The organism is Myroides sp. WP-1, from assembly GCF_014145635.1.
Classification (GTDB): Bacteria; Bacteroidota; Bacteroidia; order Flavobacteriales; family Flavobacteriaceae; genus Flavobacterium.
This window is the reverse complement of sequence record NZ_JACHTC010000005.1, coordinates 26,521-49,332: the sequence shown is the minus strand read 5'-3', so window position 1 is coordinate 49,332 and position 22,812 is coordinate 26,521. Positions and strand designations below refer to the sequence as shown.

17 protein-coding genes are annotated in these 22,812 nt (G+C 35.5%); 8 read left to right on the top strand and 9 right to left on the bottom strand.

What is annotated here, in order from left to right:
* Positions 1 to 6 precede the first annotated feature (6 nt).
* Entirely contained in the window at positions 7 to 2,037 is a 2,031-nt protein-coding gene (locus H4K33_RS06610; protein WP_182647685.1) for a M3 family metallopeptidase, read from the top strand.
* A 302-nt stretch (positions 2,038 to 2,339) separates the two neighbouring features.
* On the opposite strand, the gene H4K33_RS06605 is transcribed toward H4K33_RS06610, so the two are convergent.
* The 5 genes from H4K33_RS06605 to H4K33_RS06585 form a co-directional block, all read right to left on the bottom strand.
* Positions 2,340 to 2,918, bottom strand: coding sequence for a hypothetical protein (locus H4K33_RS06605; RefSeq protein ID WP_182647684.1), 579 nt, complete (start codon positions 2,916 to 2,918; stop codon positions 2,340 to 2,342).
* A gap of 90 nt (positions 2,919 to 3,008) precedes the next feature.
* Positions 3,009 to 3,881, bottom strand: coding sequence for a pirin family protein (locus H4K33_RS06600; protein ID WP_182647683.1), 873 nt, complete (start codon positions 3,879 to 3,881; stop codon positions 3,009 to 3,011).
* Positions 3,882 to 4,293: 412 nt separating this feature from the next.
* Complete coding sequence (locus H4K33_RS06595) at positions 4,294 to 5,070, bottom strand: ABC transporter ATP-binding protein (protein ID WP_182647682.1); 777 nt, start codon at positions 5,068 to 5,070, stop codon at positions 4,294 to 4,296.
* 4 nt (positions 5,071 to 5,074) lie between these two features.
* Positions 5,075 to 5,821: an ABC transporter permease gene (locus H4K33_RS06590; protein ID WP_182647681.1), complete on the bottom strand. Its 747-nt coding sequence runs from the start codon at positions 5,819 to 5,821 to the stop codon at positions 5,075 to 5,077.
* Between the two features lie 67 nt (positions 5,822 to 5,888).
* Positions 5,889 to 6,743, bottom strand: coding sequence for a glycosyltransferase family A protein (locus H4K33_RS06585; protein ID WP_182647680.1), 855 nt, complete (start codon positions 6,741 to 6,743; stop codon positions 5,889 to 5,891).
* A 136-nt stretch (positions 6,744 to 6,879) separates the two neighbouring features.
* On the opposite strand from H4K33_RS06585, the gene H4K33_RS06580 reads away from it, so the two are divergent.
* Entirely contained in the window at positions 6,880 to 8,349 is a 1,470-nt protein-coding gene (locus H4K33_RS06580; RefSeq protein ID WP_182647679.1) for a lipopolysaccharide biosynthesis protein, read from the top strand.
* Here the strand turns inward: H4K33_RS06580 and H4K33_RS06575 are convergent.
* The 3 genes from H4K33_RS06575 to H4K33_RS06565 all read right to left on the bottom strand — a co-directional run bounded on the left by H4K33_RS06575 (position 8,346) and on the right by H4K33_RS06565 (position 11,580).
* Entirely contained in the window at positions 8,346 to 9,257 is a 912-nt protein-coding gene (locus tag H4K33_RS06575) for a DMT family transporter (protein WP_182647678.1), read from the bottom strand. The genes H4K33_RS06580 and H4K33_RS06575 overlap by 4 nt on opposite strands.
* Before the next feature lie 106 nt (positions 9,258 to 9,363).
* Entirely contained in the window at positions 9,364 to 10,560 is a 1,197-nt protein-coding gene (locus H4K33_RS06570) for an MFS transporter (protein ID WP_182647677.1), read from the bottom strand.
* Positions 10,561 to 10,656: 96 nt separating this feature from the next.
* Positions 10,657 to 11,580, bottom strand: coding sequence for an AraC family transcriptional regulator (locus H4K33_RS06565; RefSeq protein WP_182647676.1), 924 nt, complete (start codon positions 11,578 to 11,580; stop codon positions 10,657 to 10,659).
* A 1,467-nt stretch (positions 11,581 to 13,047) separates the two neighbouring features.
* Here H4K33_RS06565 and H4K33_RS06560 point away from each other — a divergent pair.
* The 6 genes from H4K33_RS06560 to H4K33_RS06535 are packed head-to-tail and all read left to right on the top strand — an operon-like array spanning position 13,048 to position 19,852.
* Positions 13,048 to 13,929: a hypothetical protein gene (locus H4K33_RS06560; RefSeq protein ID WP_182647675.1), complete on the top strand. Its 882-nt coding sequence runs from the start codon at positions 13,048 to 13,050 to the stop codon at positions 13,927 to 13,929.
* Positions 13,926 to 15,206, top strand: a complete 1,281-nt coding sequence (locus tag H4K33_RS06555) for a YcaO-like family protein (protein WP_182647674.1) — start codon at positions 13,926 to 13,928, stop codon at positions 15,204 to 15,206. Before H4K33_RS06560 ends, H4K33_RS06555 begins: the two co-directional genes overlap by 4 nt.
* A 10-nt stretch (positions 15,207 to 15,216) precedes the next feature.
* Entirely contained in the window at positions 15,217 to 16,008 is a 792-nt protein-coding gene (locus H4K33_RS06550; RefSeq protein WP_182647673.1) for a hypothetical protein, read from the top strand.
* Positions 16,009 to 16,012: 4 nt separating this feature from the next.
* Positions 16,013 to 16,879 carry a SagB family peptide dehydrogenase gene (locus H4K33_RS06545; RefSeq protein WP_182647672.1) on the top strand — a complete coding sequence of 289 codons (867 nt, stop codon included), beginning with the start codon at positions 16,013 to 16,015 and terminating at the stop codon, positions 16,877 to 16,879.
* On the top strand, positions 16,876 to 17,937 hold the full coding sequence (locus H4K33_RS06540) for a hypothetical protein (RefSeq protein ID WP_182647671.1): 1,062 nt from the start codon (positions 16,876 to 16,878) through the stop codon (positions 17,935 to 17,937). Before H4K33_RS06545 ends, H4K33_RS06540 begins: the two co-directional genes overlap by 4 nt.
* 22 nt (positions 17,938 to 17,959) lie before the next feature.
* Positions 17,960 to 19,852, top strand: coding sequence for a TonB-dependent receptor (locus H4K33_RS06535; RefSeq protein WP_255493596.1), 1,893 nt, complete (start codon positions 17,960 to 17,962; stop codon positions 19,850 to 19,852).
* An 83-nt stretch (positions 19,853 to 19,935) separates the two neighbouring features.
* On the opposite strand, the gene gcvP is transcribed toward H4K33_RS06535, so the two are convergent.
* Positions 19,936 to 22,788 (bottom strand): aminomethyl-transferring glycine dehydrogenase, encoded by a 2,853-nt coding sequence (gcvP, locus tag H4K33_RS06530; protein WP_182647669.1) that lies wholly within the window; start codon positions 22,786 to 22,788, stop codon positions 19,936 to 19,938.
* Between the last annotated feature and the right edge of the window lie 24 nt (positions 22,789 to 22,812).

The following is a 22,812-nucleotide window of genomic DNA, read 5'->3' as shown; positions in this document are numbered from 1 at the left end:
ATGAGTATGGCTATTTTTGGCAAACCCTTTACGACTAAACACGGTACTGCACCGTTTTCTCAAATAAAAATTACAGATTACAAACCAGCATTTGATCAAGCCATCGCACAGTCAAAAGCCGATGTTGATACAATTACAACCAATCCAGAAGCTCCAACTTTTGCTAATACAATAGAAGCTTTGGCTTTTTCAGGAATGGATTTAGATATTCTAGCTAGTATCTTTTTTAACCTGAATTCTGCAGAAACCAATGATGAAATGCAGCAAATTGCTCAAGAAGTAGCGCCTTTGTTATCTGAACTGGGGAATGATATTTTGCTGAATGAAAAGTTGTTTTTACGCGTAAAAACAGTTTATGAGCAAATGGACCAGATGGAGCTAACGATAGAACAACAAACGCTATTGACAAAGAGTTATAAAAACTTTGTTCGCAATGGGGCATTACTCTCTGAAGAGCAAAAGAAAAAGGTTCGTGCTATTGATGCAGAATTGGCTACAACGGCGCTAAAATTTGGAGAAAATGTATTGGCAGAAACACATAATTACCAATTGCATATTACCAAGGAAGAGGACCTCAAAGGATTGCCTGAAGGAGCTAGGGAGGAAGCCCATGCACTTGCAAAACAGGAAGGCAAAGATGGGTGGATTTTTACATTGGATTATCCAAGTTATATCCCTTTTATGACTTATGCTGACAACAGAGCTTTGCGCAAAGAGTTGGCCATAGCAGCGGGAACAAAAGCGTTTAAAGCAAATGAATTTAACAACGAACAAAATGTGTTGACCATTGCAAAATTGAGACATCAACGCGCTACTATTTTAGGGTATGCAACACATGCTGATTTTGTTTTAGAAGAACGCATGGCACAGTCACCGACAAAAGTAAATGCCTTTTTGAATGATTTATTGCTGAAGGCAAAACCTGCTGCAGCGAAAGAGTTTGAAGAACTAACTGCTTTTGCTAAGCAAATAGATGGTATAGATCAGTTGCAAAAATGGGATGGAAGCTATTATGCCGAAAAATTAAAGCAAGAGCGTTTTAGTTTAGACGATGAAATCTTAAAACCGTATTTCCAATTAGAAAATGTTTTGGATGGAGCCTTTCAAGTAGCAAATAAACTATATGGTCTTTTGTTTACCGAAGTTTTCGATATTGAAAAATACCACGATGAGGTGCGTACTTTTGAAGTAACGGACGAAAAAGGTGCATTTATAGCTGTGTTTTATACTGATTTCTTTCCGCGCAAAGGAAAGCGCAATGGTGCTTGGATGACTTCATTTAAAAATCAATATATATTAGATGGCGTAAACGTGAGACCTCATGTTTCAATTGTGTGTAATTTTACCAAACCAACAGCAACCAAGCCCTCTTTGTTAACTTTTAATGAGGTGACAACTTTATTCCATGAATTTGGTCATGCGCTGCATGGTATGTTAGCCAATACAACTTATCCTTCTTTATCAGGTACAAATGTATATTGGGATTTTGTGGAATTGCCAAGCCAAATTTTAGAGAATTGGTGCTATGAAAAAGAAACGCTAGCGCTGTTTGCAAAACATTATCAAACAGGCGAATTAATTCCGATGGAATATGTCGAAAAAATCAAAGAAAGTGCTTCCTTTTTAGAGGGAATGGCAACCCTTCGACAGTTGAGTTTTGGTATGTTAGATATGGGATGGCATGGACAAGATCCTACAGGAATTGCCAATTTAAAAGCTTTTGAGCAAGAACAATTTAAAGCAACTCAACAATATCCAGACGTGGCCGAAAACGCGATGAGCGCTTCTTTTTCACATATTTTTCAAGGGGGGTATTCATCGGGATATTACAGCTATAAATGGGCGGAAGTTTTAGATGCAGATGCATTTGCGTATTTTAAAGAGAAAGGCATCTTCAACAAAGAAGTAGCAACAGCATTTAAAGATCATGTACTGTCTCAAGGTGGAACGGATCATCCCATGACATTGTATAAAAAATTTAGAGGACAAGAGCCTACACCTGAAGCTCTATTGAAAAGAGCAGGGTTATTAGCATAAAAATGAAAAAGAGTTCCAAATTATTTTGGAACTCTTTTTTACACTTAACAACATCACTTTTTCTTTTTTCAACTTATCTTTTAATCCCTAAAAGGATTGTATTTTATTTTTCTTACAGAGTTAAAAAACTTAAAAGAAAGACAATTTAACTACCTAATTGACTTTTTATTTTAAAATCTATAGTCAAATATAATATAAAACTAATTTATTAACAAATAAAAACAGAAAAAATCACTGATTTTAAATTGACTCTTTCTTTTGTTGAGATATTCTTATAAAAATTAAAGAAAAAAATTCGATTATTAAAGAAAACACTCTTCTGAATAAACATATGTGTCTATTGTAGTAGGTAATTGTTTCGCTTTTTGGAGCTCTTCTTGTAAAAAAGACATTGATTCTTCCTGGTTTTCCGTAGGATTTGTTTTTAAATCCGCTATTTCTTCCTGTAAATGAAGAATATTTTTATTTTTAATCTCTTGTAAGATTTGTTCTGCTAGGTTTGTGATTCCTGTAAATGTGAGCCCATGAACTTGTTTGAAAAAAATGGCGTTCCATTTATCGTAGTCAATATCATCTTCTTCTGTGTATAAATCTTCGGATTCTCCTATTTTGTTCGAAACAATCTGGATCGCTTTTTGCAAACGCATCTGATCAGGTTCATTCAACATATTGAGCATCTTCTCTTCTGATTCGGCATATAATTCGGGTGAAGTACCGATAAGTTTAATCTCTTCTTCTGGAGTAGTTTTCGCTATAGTTTCAGCTTGAGTAGTTTGATTGACTAACGCTGGTTGTTGTTGCTCCTCTGGTTTGGTGTTTTTGGAATTACATGCAATACATATTCCAAGAAGTAAACTCGTTATTATAATTTTATTGCGCATATATTTTTATTTGCAAATGTAATAGAATTCACAAATTGAGAAAATAAAACACAAAAAAAGGTGTTGCTCAGCAACACCTCTGAAAGGAGATTAATTCCAAGTTCCGAATTTACCTGTATTAAAATCGTCAAAAGCTTGTAGTAATTCCTCTTGTGTATTCATGACAAAGGGACCGTAATGTGCAATAGGCTCTTTTATAGGCAACCCCGCAAGGACAAGTACAACAGCATCGTCGATTACTTCTACTGAGAATTGCTCTCCGTCGTGTGCCATAACCGCAACGTGATCTTGTTGTACTTCTGAACCGTTGACTTTAATGCGTCCTTCTACAACCAATAATAACGTGTTGTAGGTAGTTGGAAATTCGTAAGTGACGTTTGCTCCAACTTGCGCTTTTAGGTTTGACATATGGATTGGAGTGAAGGTAGTTGCCGGACCTTTTACACCTTGATATTCTCCTGCAATTACCTCTATAAAACCTCTTCCGTCCGTTAGATTGTAATGAGGCATTTGTGCATGCTCAATGGCTTGATATTTCGGTTGACCTTTTTTTGCTTCTGCAGGAAGATTAACCCATAATTGAACCATTTGGAATTCACCCCCTGTTTTGCTCCATTCTGTTTCGTGAAACTCTTTGTGTAATACACCTGAAGCTGCAGTCATCCATTGTACATCTCCTTCACCAATAACTCCACCACCTCCGCTGCTGTCTCCGTGTTCTACGCGCCCTTTATAGGCTATCGTAACCGTTTCAAACCCCTTGTGTGGATGAACACCAACTCCTCTTGGAATTTCACTTGGTCCAAAGTGATATTTAGCGTTGTAATCAAACATAATAAAGGGATCCATGCGTTGCATGCTCATTCCTGGAACACCTGGAATAAAGTTGTGTACTCTAAAACCATCACCTACAAAATGTGCAGGTCTTGGTGCTGCGATTTGTTCAATATTTTTTGTTTTCATATCCTTTTTATTTATACTCAAAGTTACTTCATCAAAGACGAAATTTACTTAATCTAAAACAAGAATGGAGAGAGGAGAATATGTTATCAGTGATCGGTTATGAGGTATCGGTAGATTTTTCTAAAATAAGAAGGTATTTCTTTAAACAAATCTCACCATCTATCTCACTTAGTTCATAATGGTTTTGGTGTTCGATGAATATATCTCACCGAGTTTATATTGTTTTTTGTGTTCGATGAATCTGCACTGCGTTCCGATTTCATCATCTCAACAAACGAACAACAAACGAACAACAAACAACAAACAAACAAACAAACAAACAAACAAACAAACAACAAACAAACAAACAAACAACAAACAACAATCAACGAACCCCATAAAAAAAAGCCGAAGCATTTGCTTCGGCTTTTTTTTATTTTTTAGTTGAGCCAATGTGACGCATGGCATCTCGAACCATTTGAAAAAGTTCAGAGGAGTAGACGAAGTCTACAACATCTTCATTGTCTGTTTGTATAATTTCTTTATTCGTTCCTGACCAAGCTAAGACACCGTTTTTTAAGAAGACGATATGTTCGCCAATTTCCAAAACAGAGTTCATATCGTGGGTGTTAATTACAGTTGTAATATCGTATTCGTGTGTGATTTCTTGAATCAGGTTATCGATAACGATTGCTGTTTTTGGATCCAGTCCAGAGTTGGGTTCATCACAAAATAAATACTTTGGATTATTTACGATTGCACGTGCAATAGCAACCCTTTTCTGCATTCCCCCTGATATTTCAGAAGGTTTCTTTTTGTTGGCGTTAATCAATTTGACACGGTCAATTACCTCATTTACGCGGTGCATAATTTCTTTATCGCTCTTATTGGTGAACATGCGCATAGGGAAGGCAATATTCTCTTCTACTGTCATGGAATCAAAAAGAGCACTTCCTTGAAAAACCATTCCGATTTCCGTACGTAGATCACGACGTTGGTTTTTGTTCATATCTGCATAATCTCGTCCATCAAAAAGAATCTGTCCATTGTCATGTGCGTGAATTCCTAAAAGTGTTTTTAAGAATACCGTTTTTCCTGATCCACTTTGTCCAATGATTAAATTGGTTTTTCCTGTTTCGAATGTTGTAGAAATACCTTTCAAAACCATGGAACCATTAAAAGACTTTTCTATGTTGGTTACTTTAATCATCTTGTTAATTGCTTAAAAGTAGAGAGGTTAATATATAGTTTGTAAGGATAATGGCAACACTGGTCCATACGAAAGCTGTTGTACTCGCCTTTCCTACTTCTAGTGCACCACCTTTCATATAATAGCCAAAGAAAGAAGGAATCGTTGCTAAAAGGAAACCAAAAAGTGTTGTTTTTATAAAAGCATAGGTGATGTGAAAAGGAATAAAAGTATCTTGTAATCCAACGATAAATTGCTCAGAGGTTACAAAATTTCCCATTACACCACCAAACCATCCACCTAAAATACCCAAAAACATACTGATACCAATTACGAAAGGATATAAAAGTACCGCCACCATTTTAGGAAAAACAAGGTAGTTTAATGAACTCACTCCCATTACCTCTAAGGCGTCAATTTGTTCTGTTACACGCATGGTTCCGATACTTGATGTAATAAAAGAACCCATTTTTCCCGCCATAATGATCGAGATGAATGTTGGTGCAAATTCTAATATAACAGATTGTCTGGTTGCAAATCCAATAAGGTATTTCGGAATTAAAGGATTGGTTAAGTTTAAGGCTGTTTGAATAGCAACAACACCTCCAACGAAGAAAGATAAGAAGCATACAATACCCAAAGATCCGATGATTAGATCGTCTATTTCTTTGAATATTAGTTCTTTCATTACTTTCCATTTGGTCATTTTACTAAAAATTTCTTTTAGCATAATAAAGTATTGACCAATATTTGTTAATCCAGTTTTAATCATAAAAAATAAATATCGGCTAAATTACCAATTACAAATGATTTTTCAGGTTTATAAATTTAAAAAAGTACTAAAACAGTTTAGACTTTATTTTGTTCCAGCGGTATTGACGGATAAATTTCCCCTGTTCTTCATTGACTAAATAAGGCTCTTTTCTAGTCTTTGCTTTGAAATATCCTTTGATATAATCGAGAAATAATAGGGGTTTGTTTTTTTTGGAAGCTAGTTTTACACTGGCAATAAGGGTAATTAAGAAACCATAATGCAAGCGGTAAAAGGCTTCTCCTTGTTTGTACCTTGCTGTTTTATCGTATTGAGCTCCTGTTGGTTTTAAGTGCTTAATTTGCAAATCTTGACGAACGAGAATCTTCCAATTGTAATATCTACAAAGTAATTCATCCACAGTATCCCATCCCATAGCCGGTTGAAGCCCCCCAATTTGTTCGAAACACGCTTTGCGATACGCTTTGAATGCTCCTCGAACATGATCTTTACCGGTGAGGTTTTCCACAACCCATTGGTTGTGTTTTTCTATTAAGGCTACACCTCCTGCCATGCCTAATTTAGGATCGCGTTGAAATTCATGACTGATGGATTCAAAGTAAGTAGAAGGAAGGATTAAATCTGCATCTAACTTTACAATATAGTCATAGGAAACTTCTTTGGGTAGTTGCTTCAAGCCGTAATTAAAAGCTTGAATGACCTTGCTTCCCGGTAAGTGAATTGCTTGTGATTCTTTGGTACAGAAATGTAACCATTCGTGTTGCTTGGTAAAAGCTTCAACGAGAGTAGCCGTTTGATCCGTAGATCCGTCGTTGACGACTATCACCCAGGTGGGAAGTACGCTTTGCGTTGCTAAACTTTGCAAGGTCTTTTCAATATAGTTTGCTTCATTGTAAGCAGGAATAATCGCAATGTACTTCATGGAATTGAATATTTACACAAGTGAAGGAGGAAGAAGGATGTTTCTTCTCGATCTTGACACACAAAAATATAAAAAAATGTAGTTAAGCATAGAATAGCCAGTATATTTGTAAGAACGAATCAAGGAAACACATATCATGGGGAATGGTATTTCAACCAAACAAGCTTTTTTATTTACTTTAATCAATTACGTAGGGGTATTGATTGGAGTAGTTTCAACAGTTTTGATTTATCCCCAAGACAAGGAAATGTTGGGTATTATTCGTTTTGTCGATGCCTGTGCTCAAATCATATATCCCATTATTGTGTTGGGAAGTACACATGCATTGATTAATTTTTACCCGCAATTAACTGAAAAATTGCAACAAAAACTTTTTAGTTACAGTTTGATTTCCCTTGCAAAATTGGGTGTATGTGTTGGACTTGCCTTAGTGGTGATTGGCTTGTTTTATCGCGATTCGTCTTTTGCGTATGTGGCATATGCTTTTCCTTTGGCAGTTGCAATGGCGTATATTGAGTTATTTCGAAGACAGGCTACCAATTTGCAGAAAATATCTTTCCCTACTTTTTTTGAAAAAATCATTCCTAAAATAGCCTTGCCAAGTATATTTTTACTTGCCATCTACACATCAATTACTATTGATCAAGGGTTGGTTTTTTACATTTTGAGCTATGGTATAATAACAGTTGTGATAGGGAGCTACATCTATAAACTATATCCATATAGATTGAGCAAGAATTATAGCGATTTGTTTGATCAAGTAAAGAAAAAAGACTACTATGCTTATAGCTTATTTGCTTTTGCAGGGAGTTTTGGTTCTTTTTTTGCCTTTCGAGTGGATTCGCTCATGATACCTTATTTCATTTCATATGAAGCCAATGGGACGTATAATATTGGCGTTACTTTGGCTTCAACATTAGCTATTCCTGCTACTGGTGTTTTTGCTTTGTATGCACCTGTTATTTCAGATTTGATTAAAAACGTACAGCTTAAAAAACTCAACGAGAAGTATAAAGAAGTTGCTCGTGTGATGTTTTTTATTGGTATGTTGTTTTTCTCTTGTGTGGTTGTTGGGATAGAACCGTTATTTAAATTACTGCCAACATATGAAAAACTAGCACCTTCCATTCCAATTATTTATTTGTTGGGAATGAATGGCGTAATTAATATGTCAACGGGATTTAACTCCGAAATAATTTCTTATTCCAAGTACTACCGTTTTAATTTGATATCAATTCTCTTTTTAATGGTGTTAAATGTTGGAATGAACTATTGGTTTTTAACCCAAACAACTTATGGTATTTTGGGTGTGGGATTAGCTTCTTTACTCAGTTTGACGTTGTTTAATTTTGGGAAAGTAATTTACATTTACCTCAAAATGAAATTATGGCCTTTTGACTTACAGTTCGGCAAGTTATTTAGCAGTATGTTATTCATTCTTATTGTAGGTTATTTTATCCCAGTGTTAAACCACAGTAATCTGCTAACCTTAGTTATTCGCGTTGGGTTTATCTTGATTTGTGGAGTCTTCTTAATTTTTAAGACGTCGTGGGTAGCTTTAATTCAACAGCGTTTTATCCTGTTGCTTAAACGCTATTGGCACTAATTTTCGGGAATTTCTTTTTTCTTAATTTTCGTCAGCAATAAGATAGTGAAAATAATACAGCTACTTCCCAACCAATCTAAAAATTCAAATTGAACACCAAAGTAAAAAACGGCAATTAACGTTGCAGATAAAGGTTCAGCACAAGCGAGTAGACTTGCTCGTTGAGGACCGATATTATTGATGGCATCTAAGAAGATATAAAAAGAAATTAAAGTTCCGAAAAGGATAATAAAAGCTACTGCCCAAAAGGTTTCCATATCCCATATTCCAGGAAAATTTGTAGGAGGATAAACAATTGCCATTCCCGTTCCTGCAATTAGCATACTCCAACCAATGATAACAATAGGACTATATTCTTTCAGCAAATGTACAGGTAAGATAGTATAGGCTGCTAAGGCTATGGCGGAGATGATCCCCCATACAAGAGCCGTAGGTGTGATTGTTAGACTGTTGATATCACCATGAGTAACAAGGAGAAATGTCCCTAACATGGCTAATCCGATAGCTAAAATTTCAATTGGTTTTGGCCATTTTTTCAAGCGTAATGCCAAGTAAATGGCAATAAAAACAGGACCAATATACTGTAAAACCGTTGCTGTCGCAGCGTTGGAGTGAAAAATAGTGATGAAATAAGAATACTGCACTAAGAGCATGCCTAGAAAACTAAAAATAACTAATTGCGAAGTATATTTTTTGTTTTTCCATATGTTCCATACATCTTTATCGCCTTTAAGGATTCCTAATGACAGCATAATACTACCAGAAATTAAGAGACGAACTGTTACGAGCCATTCGGCATTGAAATTTTTCTCGTTGAACAAGAATTGAGCAAATGCTCCTGAAACACCCCAAAGTGCAGCAGCAAAGATAGCTGCGGAGAAACCTAGAAACTTATTGTTTAGTCCCATAATAGGCAATACAGATTATTAAATAAAAAAACCGCTTAGCTTCGATAAAGCTAAGCGGCTGCAAAGGTACGTATTTCCACGTAAAATGATCTTTTTTTTCGTTTGACTATTGTGTTTTTTTGTTGAGTTGTACCACATAGAGAATCAACAACAACAAACAAAAGATTAAAACAGTATAGCGAATACTCAATTGGAATTGAGTATTAATGGCACCAGATGATGAAATTACAAAACTTGTAAAAGAGGTAATTACATAGGTTAGTCCACCCATTAAACCTCCAGCTGTACCTGAATTATTTGGAAAGGATAGCATTGTCGAGGTAAAGAAGTTGTTGAATAACGTACCCGAACAGATGTGAATTAAAAATAATCCAAACATCAAAAGATATAAATTCTCAATGTAATAGCTCGCACTTACCAAAACAAGTACTAGGGCTAATTGTGCATATATAGGTTGCGTGATACGCGGTTTAAAAGCGAGGTGCATTCTCTTTTTGCCAATTAGTCCACCAAGCATCCAAGAAAACCCCAATATAAGAGTACAATAACCTATGACAATTGAATTTTTATTGAAGGTGTTTTCAATTAGAAATGGACCAGCTATATTGAAAATCATTACAATAGAATAACTCATACCCAAAATAAAAATTCCCATGATGAAGTTTTTATTGCTCAGCATTGTTTGGTACACTTGAAGTGTTTGCTTGAAATTAAATTTCTTCTTCTCTGCAATGCTCTCTCCACTGATTAATAGGTCCAGAACAAAGAGCAATAACGCGTAGAAGGATAAAAAGTAAAAATTTGCATGCCAAGAAAACAGTGCATCGAGATATCCTCCTAAGAAAGGCGCTAATATCGGACCACAAGACCAAACTACTGTAAAGTAACTCAAGTAGTGAATGCGTTGTTTTTCTTCGTAAATATCCATGAATATGGCACGGGTTGCAATTACTAAAACAGAGATGGCAATTCCTTGTATAATGCGCAATAAACAGATGAATAAGATGTCATTGGTAAATGCAATAAGTGTACTCGATAAGGCGATAAACAGCAAGGCAATTAAACGCGGTTTATAACGACCTATACTATCCAGTACACTGCCAATAAAAAGTTGAGAAATTCCATAGCTCAATAAATAACAGGTTAAGGTGAGTTGAACCTCTTTTTCTGTAATTGCTAAGTCATTAGCCATAGAAGGAAAAGAGGGTAAATAGATATCCGTTACAAATCCAGAAAGGGGAATTGAACTAAATGCTAGAATTGTGGCTAGCTTTTTTCTTTGGTTTGTAGCTTCTCTAAGCATAAGATGAATTGTTGTTTTAATGGCTACAAATGTAAAAGAAGCGAAAGCTACATACCTTAAAAAAGCCAAAGGTATAATTGTATAAATCAAAGAATTTTATCGATGAGTTCTGTATTGTAAGGGAGTTACTTGGAGGTGTTTTTTAAAAAAGTGCGTAAAATGAGAGGGTTGTTCAAATCCCAACGTATAACCGACTTGAGCAATGTCCCAATCCGTGTTGATCAATAGATTTTTAGCCTCAAGTAGAACGCGATCTGCAATGTGTTGAGAAGTCGTTTTTCCAGTTGCAGATTTGATCGAAGAATTGAGGTGATTGACATGTACATTAAGTCTTTGAGCAAATTCGATTGGTCTGCGTAAGAGTAAGGGATATGCAGGAGAATCTAAAGGAAACTGTTTGTTGAGTAATTGGTCGAATAACCGAAAAAGACGCATGGATGCATTTTGATCTTCTAAAGCAACATCTTCGACTTTTAACTGAAGTACTTGATGTAAGAGAAGGGCTAATAAGTTTCGAATAACCTCGTCTTTCAAGGGATAATCAGATTGAGCCATCGCATACATCTGTTGGAAATAGAGATGAGCAACCTCCAATTGGTCTGGGGTTAGAAAGATTAAAGGCTTTCCCCATTCTTTGAATAGAGACGTTTTTTTAAACGATTCTAAATTTCGATTTTCAGTAAAGAATTCATAGTTAAATAGACAGAAATATCCCTCTTGTTTTTTTTCAATACACGTCCAAGAATACGGAGTAGTTGGGCAAGGCAGAAATAAGGCTGGTTGATCAATCGTGATAGAATGAGAACCATAATGCAATTCACCTCGGCCAATGATCAAACCAACCTTGTAAAAGTCTCGTCGATTATACGGTGTGGTAAAACTACAGTATTTACGCATGTTGATGTTAAAATGAGATGTCCCAGTTTTGTATTCCTTGATGTTAAAGGCATAGTTTTGCGAAAGAGAAGCAGAAGCTCTCTCTTTGTAATAATCGGCAATGGTTTCTAGATCTTTACTCATTTGTAGTGCTGTTTTTGTGGAGCATGTAAAATTACGAAAATCAAATAAATATAAAGAGGAAATCGCAGTGAAGTGGAGATTCATAACTCTGTATTAAAAAAGTTATCGGTTATGAGTGATGGGGTATCGGTAGATTTTTCTAAACTAGTTAAAAATCTTCGTTATACACTATTTCTCTCCGCCTCTCACAAAAGTTATCAATGGCTTTTTCGAAAGGAAACTATACTTTCTTTAAACGAGAATTTGTATCTCCCAAAATGCCTTAACCAACAACCGATCAACTAAAAATGAGAACATCAGAATAAAAAAAACTTTTTTTACACTTTATGTGTATTTTAATTAAAAACATCAAAACTTAGTTTATTAAGTGTGTTTTTAGTTTAATTTTTCTATTTTGTGAATTTTATTTGTTTTTATTTAGGCATGTAGTGTTTAATTAGGTTAAAATTTAAATTCTTTTTTAGTTTTTAGAAATTGGTAGTGTAAAAGTGGAATGTTTTTTGTTGTTATATGTATTCAACATAAATAATGTTTTTTGGGTTCGTAACCTTAGAAGGAAAAACCTAAATGGGTTTGAAAGAAGTTATTTCAGGTAAAGGGAAATTAATTTCAATTTTATATAAATGGATAAGTTAGTTAAAGGTTTAGTGTTGTTAATTACAATTGTACTTGTGTTAAACCTATTTGATTTTTTTGGGTATATCCACGTGGAATTGATTTGTTATGCACTTTTGGTTTTAAGTGGAATTTATTTTTTGATTCGAAGATATCGAATTCAAGAATAAGATAATTGAGACCAAACAAATGATAAAAAGTGATATAATAATCAATTTGTTTGATGTTTTTTCGTTAAAATATCAAAGTGTTTATGCGTGCGATAGCACGACCTATGTTTTTTTTATTTACTTTTAATTTGTCGCTGAGGTAAGATGTATTTATCTCCCTGTTTGATCCTGCAAAATCAGCGACAATTCAGATCACATGATCATTTTTATGTACATTAAACACGGTAAGCTTCATTAACGGGGTTGTTGCAAGTAAACAATCAGTTAATTTATTTCTCCCAAGACTTATCTCTTGTCTATTGTATCAATTCGTTTTTTAAGGACAAAGTTATTCCTCGTTTTTGTATTTCAAATAGGAAATACTCGAGTGTGAATTGTTTGTGGATAAAAACCATTCGCGAAGGTGTTTTATATATTCTCTCAATTGAGAGATAGACCGAAATAACCGAGTAAAGTCTCAAAACTTAGCTTGATTTAACCAATTTAATTTTATAACAAAATGAAAGAATTACAACTCACTATCGAAACAATTGAAACCAAAGAGATTTCGTCTATGTCAGTTCCTATGTCTAGCGAAATGGATGTTTACGCCTGCTGCAGCTGTTGCTGTTGCTGTTAGTATTAATACCGGTAATACTAGTTGAAATGAATTGGTATTACTGGCTTTTTATCCCCTTATATCATGACAACAAAAGTAAAATGGAAAATTATACAAACGGATAGCGAGGAGTATTTTTTACTATCTGATTCCACTACCATAAAGAAAATCAAAGGAAAATCTGCTCCAGCAATGGTTGCTGTATTAGCTTCTATTCAAGAGGAAAAACCGTTAGACTCTCTCGTGTTTGATGGTTGCCCTTCTTTCCTGCAAAAAGAAAAGCGAGAAGATATCGTATCTTGGTTAACAGAAAATAACTTTATCCATCTCGAATCTACCCCGTCACCACCCGTGTATATTGATCTTATCGGAGAATTTGGTAAGGAACAACACCTGTTGAATACTTTTATTGAAGGATTACCGGAACAGATTAAAATTGCGGAGATTTATAATTTGTCTGAAGGGGTGAATTTTGAATTTGAAGAAAAAAGAGAAAAAGTAGCCTTAACGTTGTTACTAGGGCCTTTTTTTTACAATGCACAGACAGTAGAACAGATCAGCTTGTTTCAGAAAGGAAGAACTTCAGATTTTTTGTTTGTAGAGCTTTATGAAAACGGATTGCTCCTCGGTCCTTTAATGAATAGTTTTAAAGATACGGTTTGCTTAACTTGTATTGAGACGCGAAAGATCTTCAATCTATCTAATCCCGATCTACTTATTAATCACTTATGGACGAAGGAGAGGCTTGAAGATCATCCAATTTCTGTACTTACTATAGGTCCTTTGCCTATTTATACTTCGTTTATTTACAATGAACTCAAGCGAATCTTGTTGCGCAATAACAAGGTTCTGTATGACAAGGCCCTCTTTATTGATTTTAATCAGTATCACAACCAGTCGTTTCGCGTGTTAAAATCGCCTTCTTGTGAAATTTGCAATACGTTATCTCTATACAATCCACTATGACAAGTACACTATATGGTGAGTTAGGTTTTTTAAATAAACCGCAACTGACAATTCCTCGAAATTTGTATATGCCTGCTTTTTTACATGAAGTGGTGTGTTTTTCGGATCATTTATTTGTTGTGAACAATCAACGAGAAACTATTTTAGGAGGCGGAATATCCCAAACCAAAGAACAAGCAAGTATTGCAGCATTAGGGGAATACTTAGAACGTTATGCCTCTAGCTTTCAGCTCTCAAACGAGCTGATAACAGGAAGCTATTCGCAATTGAAACAGAACTATACTTGTTTTAATCCTCAAAATATTGCGTATTTCTCGGAAGAACAGTATCAACAACCAACTTTTGCGCTAAAACGCTTAACAGCAACTAGTGAAACGCATTGGATCCGAAGTGTAAACTACATTACCAAAGAAGAACTTCTCTTACCTTTCTTTATGGTAAACGTTGAAAATATTGTCGGAGATGGATTGTATCATAAAAATACATCTACGGGAACTGCTTGTCACACGCTTGTTGAAACTGCTATTCAGGGAGGTTTATTGGAGTGTATTGAACGGGATGCCTTTGCTAAGTTCTGGTATACTCAACGTTCAATGAGGTATACAAAGTACGCGCAATCTTTTATTCTAAATAGGTTTAAAACTGATGAGATCATTCGCAATTTATTCGATAATAATCGGGTGAAGATTGTCTCTTATGACCTTTGTAAAGATGCTTTTTGTCCCACTTTTGTTGTGTTTATTCTATTCAAGAAGAATGGAAAGATCTATCAAAGTGTTGGTGCGGCTTCTCGATTAGAAAAAAGGGAAGCTTTGATCAAAGCGACTATTGAAGCTTATCAAGGAATTGCCTATACAGAATTTACGTCTAATCAATTTAAAGATGTACTTCTAAGAGAAAAAATTGGAGCTTTTAATTTTACTGAAATCGATTCGTTTAAAAAACACTATGCCATATATAACCTTTATCCAGAGTTGAAACACTATGTTCCCTTGTTAACGGATGTTATTGGTGATAGTGATTATACCAGTATTTGGGAGGAAACGCATGCTCATCATCTGAACAATTTTTCTCCTTGCGAATTACTGAAAAAGGGAATCAATGAAGTGTATGTTTCCAATTTGAGTACTGTTGATACGAAACAGTTAGGTTTTGAGATTATCAAAGTAATTACGCCTCAACTGCATCTGTTAACAGGTGATTTTAATTATCCGTATCTCGGATTGTTTGATTCGAAAGCGGATTTGTTTACAGAGTTTCCTCATCCATTTCCTTAATTTAAAAACAATGAAATCATTAAAAAATAGATTTCCTCTGCCTCTGTCGGTAGGGGGGTTACTCCTCATTTTATTCTGGAACGCAACGAGTAGAGGAAGTACAACAAGAGGTGTTGTTGTGTGTCCTTGGGAGACTTACTTTTTGCTCAGCCCTGCGATTGGTACTGAATCACAAGAACAGTCAGTTTATCAAGAACGAATGGATAAGATTGTTGACCAATTGTTTCAGCACCACGATATTCAAGGTTTGACTAAAGCGATAAGAAAAAACGATGTAGAACTTCAAGGGTTTTATAAGGCATATTGGAAAGCCTATTTACACTATTACGAAGCCGTTTACTACAAAACTATAGTAAAAAAAGAGAAAAAAGCTGAAGAGGCCATTGATGCTGCTTTAACTATTTTAGAGGCCAAAACGTATGAAAATTCAGAGTATTATGCTTTGTTAGCTGCTTGTACTTCTTTTTCTATTCAGTATGTCAACATAATTAAATTGAGTAAGGTTTCTTCCAATGTTCTTGCTTATGCACAAAAATCACTAACCTTAAATAAGGCAAATATGCGGGCATATTGGGTTCTGGCTTCTCATAATTTTCATACTCCAAAAATGTTTGGAGGCATGGAAAAGGTAGAGGAGTACGCGCGACAAGGTTTAGCCTGCCCGAATGCATTAGATGTAACCCCCTATAGTCCTTCTTGGGGACGTGCAGAGTTGTATTCACTTTTGATCCAGTATTATGAATTAGAAGGCAGAACATCGGATCTAGAAGAAGTAAAGAAAAAGTATTCTACTCAATTTTAGTGTTATGAGACAAGAAGATATTTTAAATTTGTTGGCGGAACATCAGTTGAGTACGTCGACTTTAGATTTTCTCGATCAAATTAAGTTTAAGCGATATGATAGGGAATCTAGGGATAAGTTTAACTTAATTAGTTATATCAACAGCAATCCAAAACTCCAAAAAAGAATACATGAGGCTTGTTATGATGTTGGATTTTGCCCAACTTTTTCTCTCCCTTCTGTGCTTCACCCATCTGCTGCTTTTGTAGCATTGAATAAACTCAACAAGAGGAGAAAAAGCAGTCGAGTGTTTGCTCCAGAGCCTTTAACACTACAAGATATTAGTGGTTTCTTACAGCTGTTTTACACGCTTACAGGGTGTGAAATAGTTAATTTTAAAGGAACTGAAATAACCAAATATTCGAGAAATATCGCCTCAGGTGGGGCTTTATACCCTACAGAAATATACCTGATTAACCATAGAATACAAGAGTTGCCGTTCGGAGCTTATCGCTATAATGTTGTTGATTTTACATTGGAGTTAATTAAACCTTTGGAGACAAAGGAATCTATGAATGAATTTTATGAAGTGATCATGAAAACTTCAACAGCAGCTATAGATTTTGAACAAACATCTGCTTTTGTTGTGTTCTCGTCTGTATTGAATAAACACTCTTTTAAGTATAAAGATTTTGGAGTTGTGTTATCGCTCATTGAAATTGGCGAATTTGTTCATGCAGCTTACCTAGCAGGTGCTGCTTTAGAACTGGGTTGTTGTGCTTTTGGCGGTGTTTTGAGCAATCAATTGAATCAGTTACTTGAATTGAAGAGTAAGTTGCATCAACCTTTTTTGTGTATGGCTATTGGCAATCTAAAAAAAACGGAAGAATGAAACTCAATGATATTGTGTACATGGAGGAAAATGAAGATTATTTAGTACTCCAGCTGAGAGATGTTACGCCTTTGGTTAAGCTGTCTAAAATAGAATTTGAGATTATTTCTCATTATAGTTGTACCTTAAATAAAAGTGAGGTTATTCATTTCTTTGAAGATCGGATTCTTATCACTGAAAAACAGTTAGATGTGTTACTAGATTTAGCGCTACAGATGAAACTTCTAGTTGATCCCGCCACAGTATTGCCTACACCCATAGTTAAGATCAAAGGAAAACGAAAAAAAGCGATATGGGAAGTTTTAATAGTAGATTTTACTCATCGACGTTTAGAGCGACTAGGAGAAAATAAGAACGTACAAGATGTCGTTCTTCTTACTCTTATCTGTTTGGCTTTTGCCATTTTACTGTATTTACTATCACATCCTTTTTCTTTTGTTGAGCATTATAAGCAAACCTTGTATTTAGTTCCTTATGCTTTTAGTAACCTGCTTATTTTTATTTATTTAGGGGCTTTGCTCAGTATGGTTATTCATGAACTAGGACACTATTATTTCTATAAACGCTGTCGGGGTAAAGGTTCCGTTTTTGGTATCGGATTTCTGCTATTTGTGATTCCTGTGTTTTACAATAAACTATTTATCCGCCAAGTTAAAGAAAGAAGACATCGAATGTTGATTTATGCGGGGGGATTTGTTTTTGATGTGCTTTTTGTCTTGTTTATTTTGGGAAGTATAGTTTGTTTTCGAGATCAAGTTCCTGTTTTGGTATTTATAGGTTACTCCATGTTACTCTCTGTATTCATTCGTTCTTTGTTTAATTTGAATGTTTTTTTGCCACAAACGGACGGATATTATGTATTGAGTGATTGGCTGAATCAAGAGCAGTTGTTTCGCGTATCCGCTTTCGAATTTTTTAATTTTTTTAAGGGAAAAATTACCTTAAAACAGCTGTTGTATAGTATTTTTTTCTTGCTGAGTTGTGCGTCAATTGCTGGAGCGTGGTTTTGTTTTGCTACGCCTTTACTGTTGTTTTTTTACTATGTTTTTCCGTTTTGAGAGACTCGGATTAACGGTGGTAATGAGTGGGAGCTGTTTGTTTTCGTACGCACAAGAAAGCACAACAGATTCTTTACCTCAAGCTTTAGGAGAAATCGTTATTGTCAATACAAATCCGATCGCTGAAAAATACGCAAGTATTCAACTCAATAAAATGGACGTATATTTTAATCCTGCTTCCAGTGGAGATCCATTAAAGGCAATAACAATTTTGCCACTTTCAACCAATACAAGTGAAAGTGCTGCTCCTATGTTGAGAGGAGCACGGGCAGATCAATCACTTGTGTATCTCAATGGAGCACCTATATTCAATCCCATTCGTCATGCCCAAGAGGATGGCGTAGGGAGTTTTTCTCTGTTTAATGCAGAAATGGTCGATAATCAGTATGTCTATGCGAGTAATCCTCCTTTAACGTATGGAAATTCAAGTGCAGGAATTGTTTCCATCGAAAGTTCAAAGGCAATAGAAAGAGATTCTTATCAAGCTGTTGTAGCATTATCTACATTGGGAGTGCAAATCAATAAAAAAATAAACAAAACTGATTTTGTTCAGTTTTATGCCAATACGCAGTTTTCGGATGTACTTAAAGCAATAAACAAACGAAGTTTAGAGGATTTAAATTCCTTTCAATCCAAAGATGGTGGATTGAATGTCAGGGTTAAGGTCACTCCAAAATTAGTATTTAATAGCTATAGTTATGCGCTTGATGAACGTTATGATTCTAAAAGTTATAATCTGATGTATCAGGCTGATGCACAGGCAGATCAAAGTCGTTTTTTTACGGTAAATACACTGGAGTATACTCGTTCAAAATCCCTGTTTAATTTGGTGAGTTTGGGCGATTGGAGTACGACATCTTATCAGTTTAAAACCATTGATTCTCAAGTGAAAAAGCAAAGGGTATACTTGGGGATTTCCCATAAATATCGCCTTACCTACAGTTGGAATCTTCAATATGGTGCAGCATTTCTAAAAAACAACTATGCTTATAAAGAAGTAAAGCCGTTTTATTACTACGCGATGGATGAAGATCATCCCACAATTGCTCAACAAGAAAATAGGCAACTTGAGGCAAGTTCTTTGTATCTGTATACAGACTACAAGTTTAGTAATCGCCTAGGTGTGTCTTTTGGAATTCGCAAAAATACAGGAACCCACAAGAAGCGATTTGATTATTGGAGTCATCAAGTTTCTGCTTTTTATAAAGTAAATGCCAATCATCGGTTTATTGTTGGGATAGGAACGTATCACAGCTATACCCTTCCAAATTATTACAATCATCAAATTGACGTAATGAGCAGTAAGCAACTTGCGGTTGATTATTACTATGAAAAAGGGAATACCAGCCTAACGGGAGCTTTGTATTGGAAAAAAGATAAAGGAACAGAACAACATTCTATACTGGAACAAGTATCAGATCAGGAGGTTTTAGGTTTTGAATGGTCTTATACACATATATTCAATCGCTCTTTTTCCTTGTTGATCTCCAATTCTGTTTTGAGCCGAGAACAAAGAATCAACGAAGAACAATATCTCGATTGGACGTTATTTAGCAAAGTACAGTTGACTTATTCGAATCCAAAATACATAACAGCTTCGATTGTCTGTACGAGTCACCCAGGTGATACGTATATTCCCCTTGGAGCGACTGCATATGAACCTCATTTAAATGTATTTATACCTCAAGTGAAATCTTTAAAAAAAGAACATATGAACTCGTATTTTCGGATGGATCTAACCGTAAATCGATTGTTTCCAATAGGAACGCATTATTTGATTGCTTACTGTTCGATTGTAAATTTATTGGACAGAAAGAATCAAAGAAAACCATATTATACCTCAGATTACACTCAAGTGTATTATCAAGATTTTCAACGAAGAGTGCTATATTTTGGGGTACAGTTTAAATTTTAAATTTACTTGTATTGTATTACCTAAGGTAATCAAAAAAAAACGCCATCAGTTTTGATGGCGTTTTTCTAGTATATTACAATGAATTAGTTTTCAAGGTATGCTTCGATAGGTGCACAAGAACAAACTAAGTTTCTATCTCCATAAGCGTCATCAATACGACGTACAGTAGGCCAGAATTTGTTTTCAGCAACGTACTCTAATGGATAAGCTGCTTTTTGTCTTGAGTAAGGTAGATCCCAATTATCTGCAGTTAATAATGCTAACGTATGTGGAGCATTTTTCAACTCGTTTACTGGATTCTCGATTGTTGCATTTTCGATTTCTTGACGAATAGAGATCATCGCATCACAGAAACGATCGATTTCAGCTAAGCTTTCGCTTTCTGTTGGTTCGATCATTAAAGTACCTGCTACAGGGAAAGAAACTGTTGGTGCGTGGAAACCGTAATCGATTAAACGCTTAGCGATATCAGTTACTTCAATTCCCTTTTCTTTGAATTCGCGAACGTCAACAATCATTTCGTGTGCAGCACGTCCTTTTTCACCTGTATATAGAATAGCATAGTGCTCTTCTAATCTAGATTTCATATAGTTGGCATTCAAGATAGCCGTTTGTGTTACTTTTTTCAATCCTTCCGTTCCCAACATTGAGATGTAACCGTAAGAGATCAAACATACTAAAGCAGATCCATAAGGAGCAGAAGAAATAGAAGTAATAGCATTTTTACCACCTACAGCCACTAAAGGGTTAGAAGGCAAGAACTCAACTAAATGTTCAGCCACACAGATTGGTCCAACTCCAGGTCCACCTCCTCCGTGAGGAATAGCGAATGTTTTGTGTAAGTTTAAGTGACAAACGTCAGCACCAATAGAAGCTGGGTTTGTAAATCCAACTTGTGCATTCATATTCGCACCATCCATATATACTTGTCCGCCATTATCGTGGATAATTTGTGTAATTTCCATGATCGCTGATTCGTATACTCCGTGAGTTGAAGGATAAGTAACCATTAAACAAGAAAGGTTGTCTTTGTGTAACTCAGCTTTAGCTTTTAAGTCAGCCACATCGATATTTCCTTCTGGTGTTGTTTTCGTAACTACAACGTTCATTCCAGCCATTGCTGCAGAAGCAGGGTTTGTTCCGTGAGCAGAAGCAGGAATTAAAGCAATATTTCTTTGGAAATCCCCTCTTGAGTGGTGGTAAGCGCGAATAGCCATTAATCCGGCGTATTCTCCTTGTGCACCTGAGTTTGGCTGTAAAGTTGTTCCAGCAAATCCTGTGATAATATTTAATTTATGCTCTAAGTCTTTCAACATTTCAATATAACCTTGTGCTTGGTCTAGTGGAGCAAAAGGGTGAATGTTATTCCATTGACCGTTGCTTAAAGGCAACATTTCAGCAGCGGCATTTAATTTCATTGTACATGAACCCAATGAAATCATCGATTGGTTTAACGCTAAATCTTTGCGCTCTAAACGCTTGATATAACGCATTAACTCTGTTTCAGAGTGGTAGCTATTAAATACGTCATGCTCTAAGAATTTAGAAGTACGTTTTAATTTAGCTGGGTAGTTTACTGCTTCTTCATTTAAAGCTGTGATAGTAAAGGCTTCTTTACCTACTGCTTGAGCGAAGATAGCGATGATTGTATTGATATCGTTTACATTTACTGTCTCGTTTAAAGAGATAGAAATTGTATTGGCATCGATGTAGTAGAAGTTTACTTGGTTCGCTTCAGCGATAGGTCTCACTTTTGCAGCGTCTGCTTTCACAACGATTGTGTCAAAATAAGCAGTATTTGTTTGTTCGATACCTAATTTAGCTAGGTTTTCTGCTACAGTATTTGCTTTTGCATGTACTTGGTTAGCGATAAAACGAAGGCCATTTGGTCCGTGGTAAACAGCGTAGAAACTCGCCATAACAGCTAATAATACTTGAGCTGTACAAATATTTGACGTTGCTTTTTCGCGTTTGATATGTTGTTCACGTGTTTGTAAAGCCATACGCAAAGCTCTGTTTCCATCCGCATCTTTAGATACACCAATGATACGACCAGGCATACTGCGTTTGTACTCTTCTTTCGTAGTAAAGAAACCAGCGTGAGGTCCTCCAAATCCTAATGGAATACCGAAGCGTTGTGTTGTACCAACCACTACATCAGCTCCCATTTCACCTGGAGAAGTTAATGTTACTAAAGACAAGATATCTGCCGCAACGGCTACTTTGATATCTTTTGTTTTAGCTGTATTAATGAAGTCAGCATAATCATATACTTGACCATATTTTCCTGGGTATTGTAAGATTGCACCAAAGAAGTCTTCTGAGAAATCAAAGGCTTGGTGATCTCCTACTACTAATTCAATTTCGAAAGGAATTGAACGCGTTTGTAATACAGAAAGAGTTTGAGGTAAAATTTCTTCAGAAACGAAGAATTTCAACGCTTTATTTTTCTTTTGATCTCTCGTGCGAACATCGTATAATAACATCATCGCCTCAGCTGCTGCAGTACCTTCATCTAATAAAGAAGCATTTGCAATTTCCATTCCCGCTAATTCAATTACTGTAGTTTGGAAATTTAATAGCGCTTCTAAACGACCTTGTGCAATTTCAGCTTGGTAAGGCGTATAAGCCGTGTACCAACCAGCGTTTTCAAATACGTTGCGAATAATAGGAGCAGGGCTAACAGATTCGTTGTATCCTAATCCAATATAAGAACGAAAGATTTTGTTTTTGTTCCCTAAATTTTGAATATAAGATAAATACTCATATTCTGTCATTGCTGGAGCAAGAGCTAAATCTTGTTTTAAGCGAATTGAAGTTGGAAAAGTTTCATCAATTAATTGTTCAATAGTATCAACTTTTACAGTTTTGAACATTTGTGCCATGTCCTCAGCACGAGGGCCAATGTGTCTTAAAGCAAATGCATTTGTTTTCATTTGGGCAAAATAATAAGTTGTGTA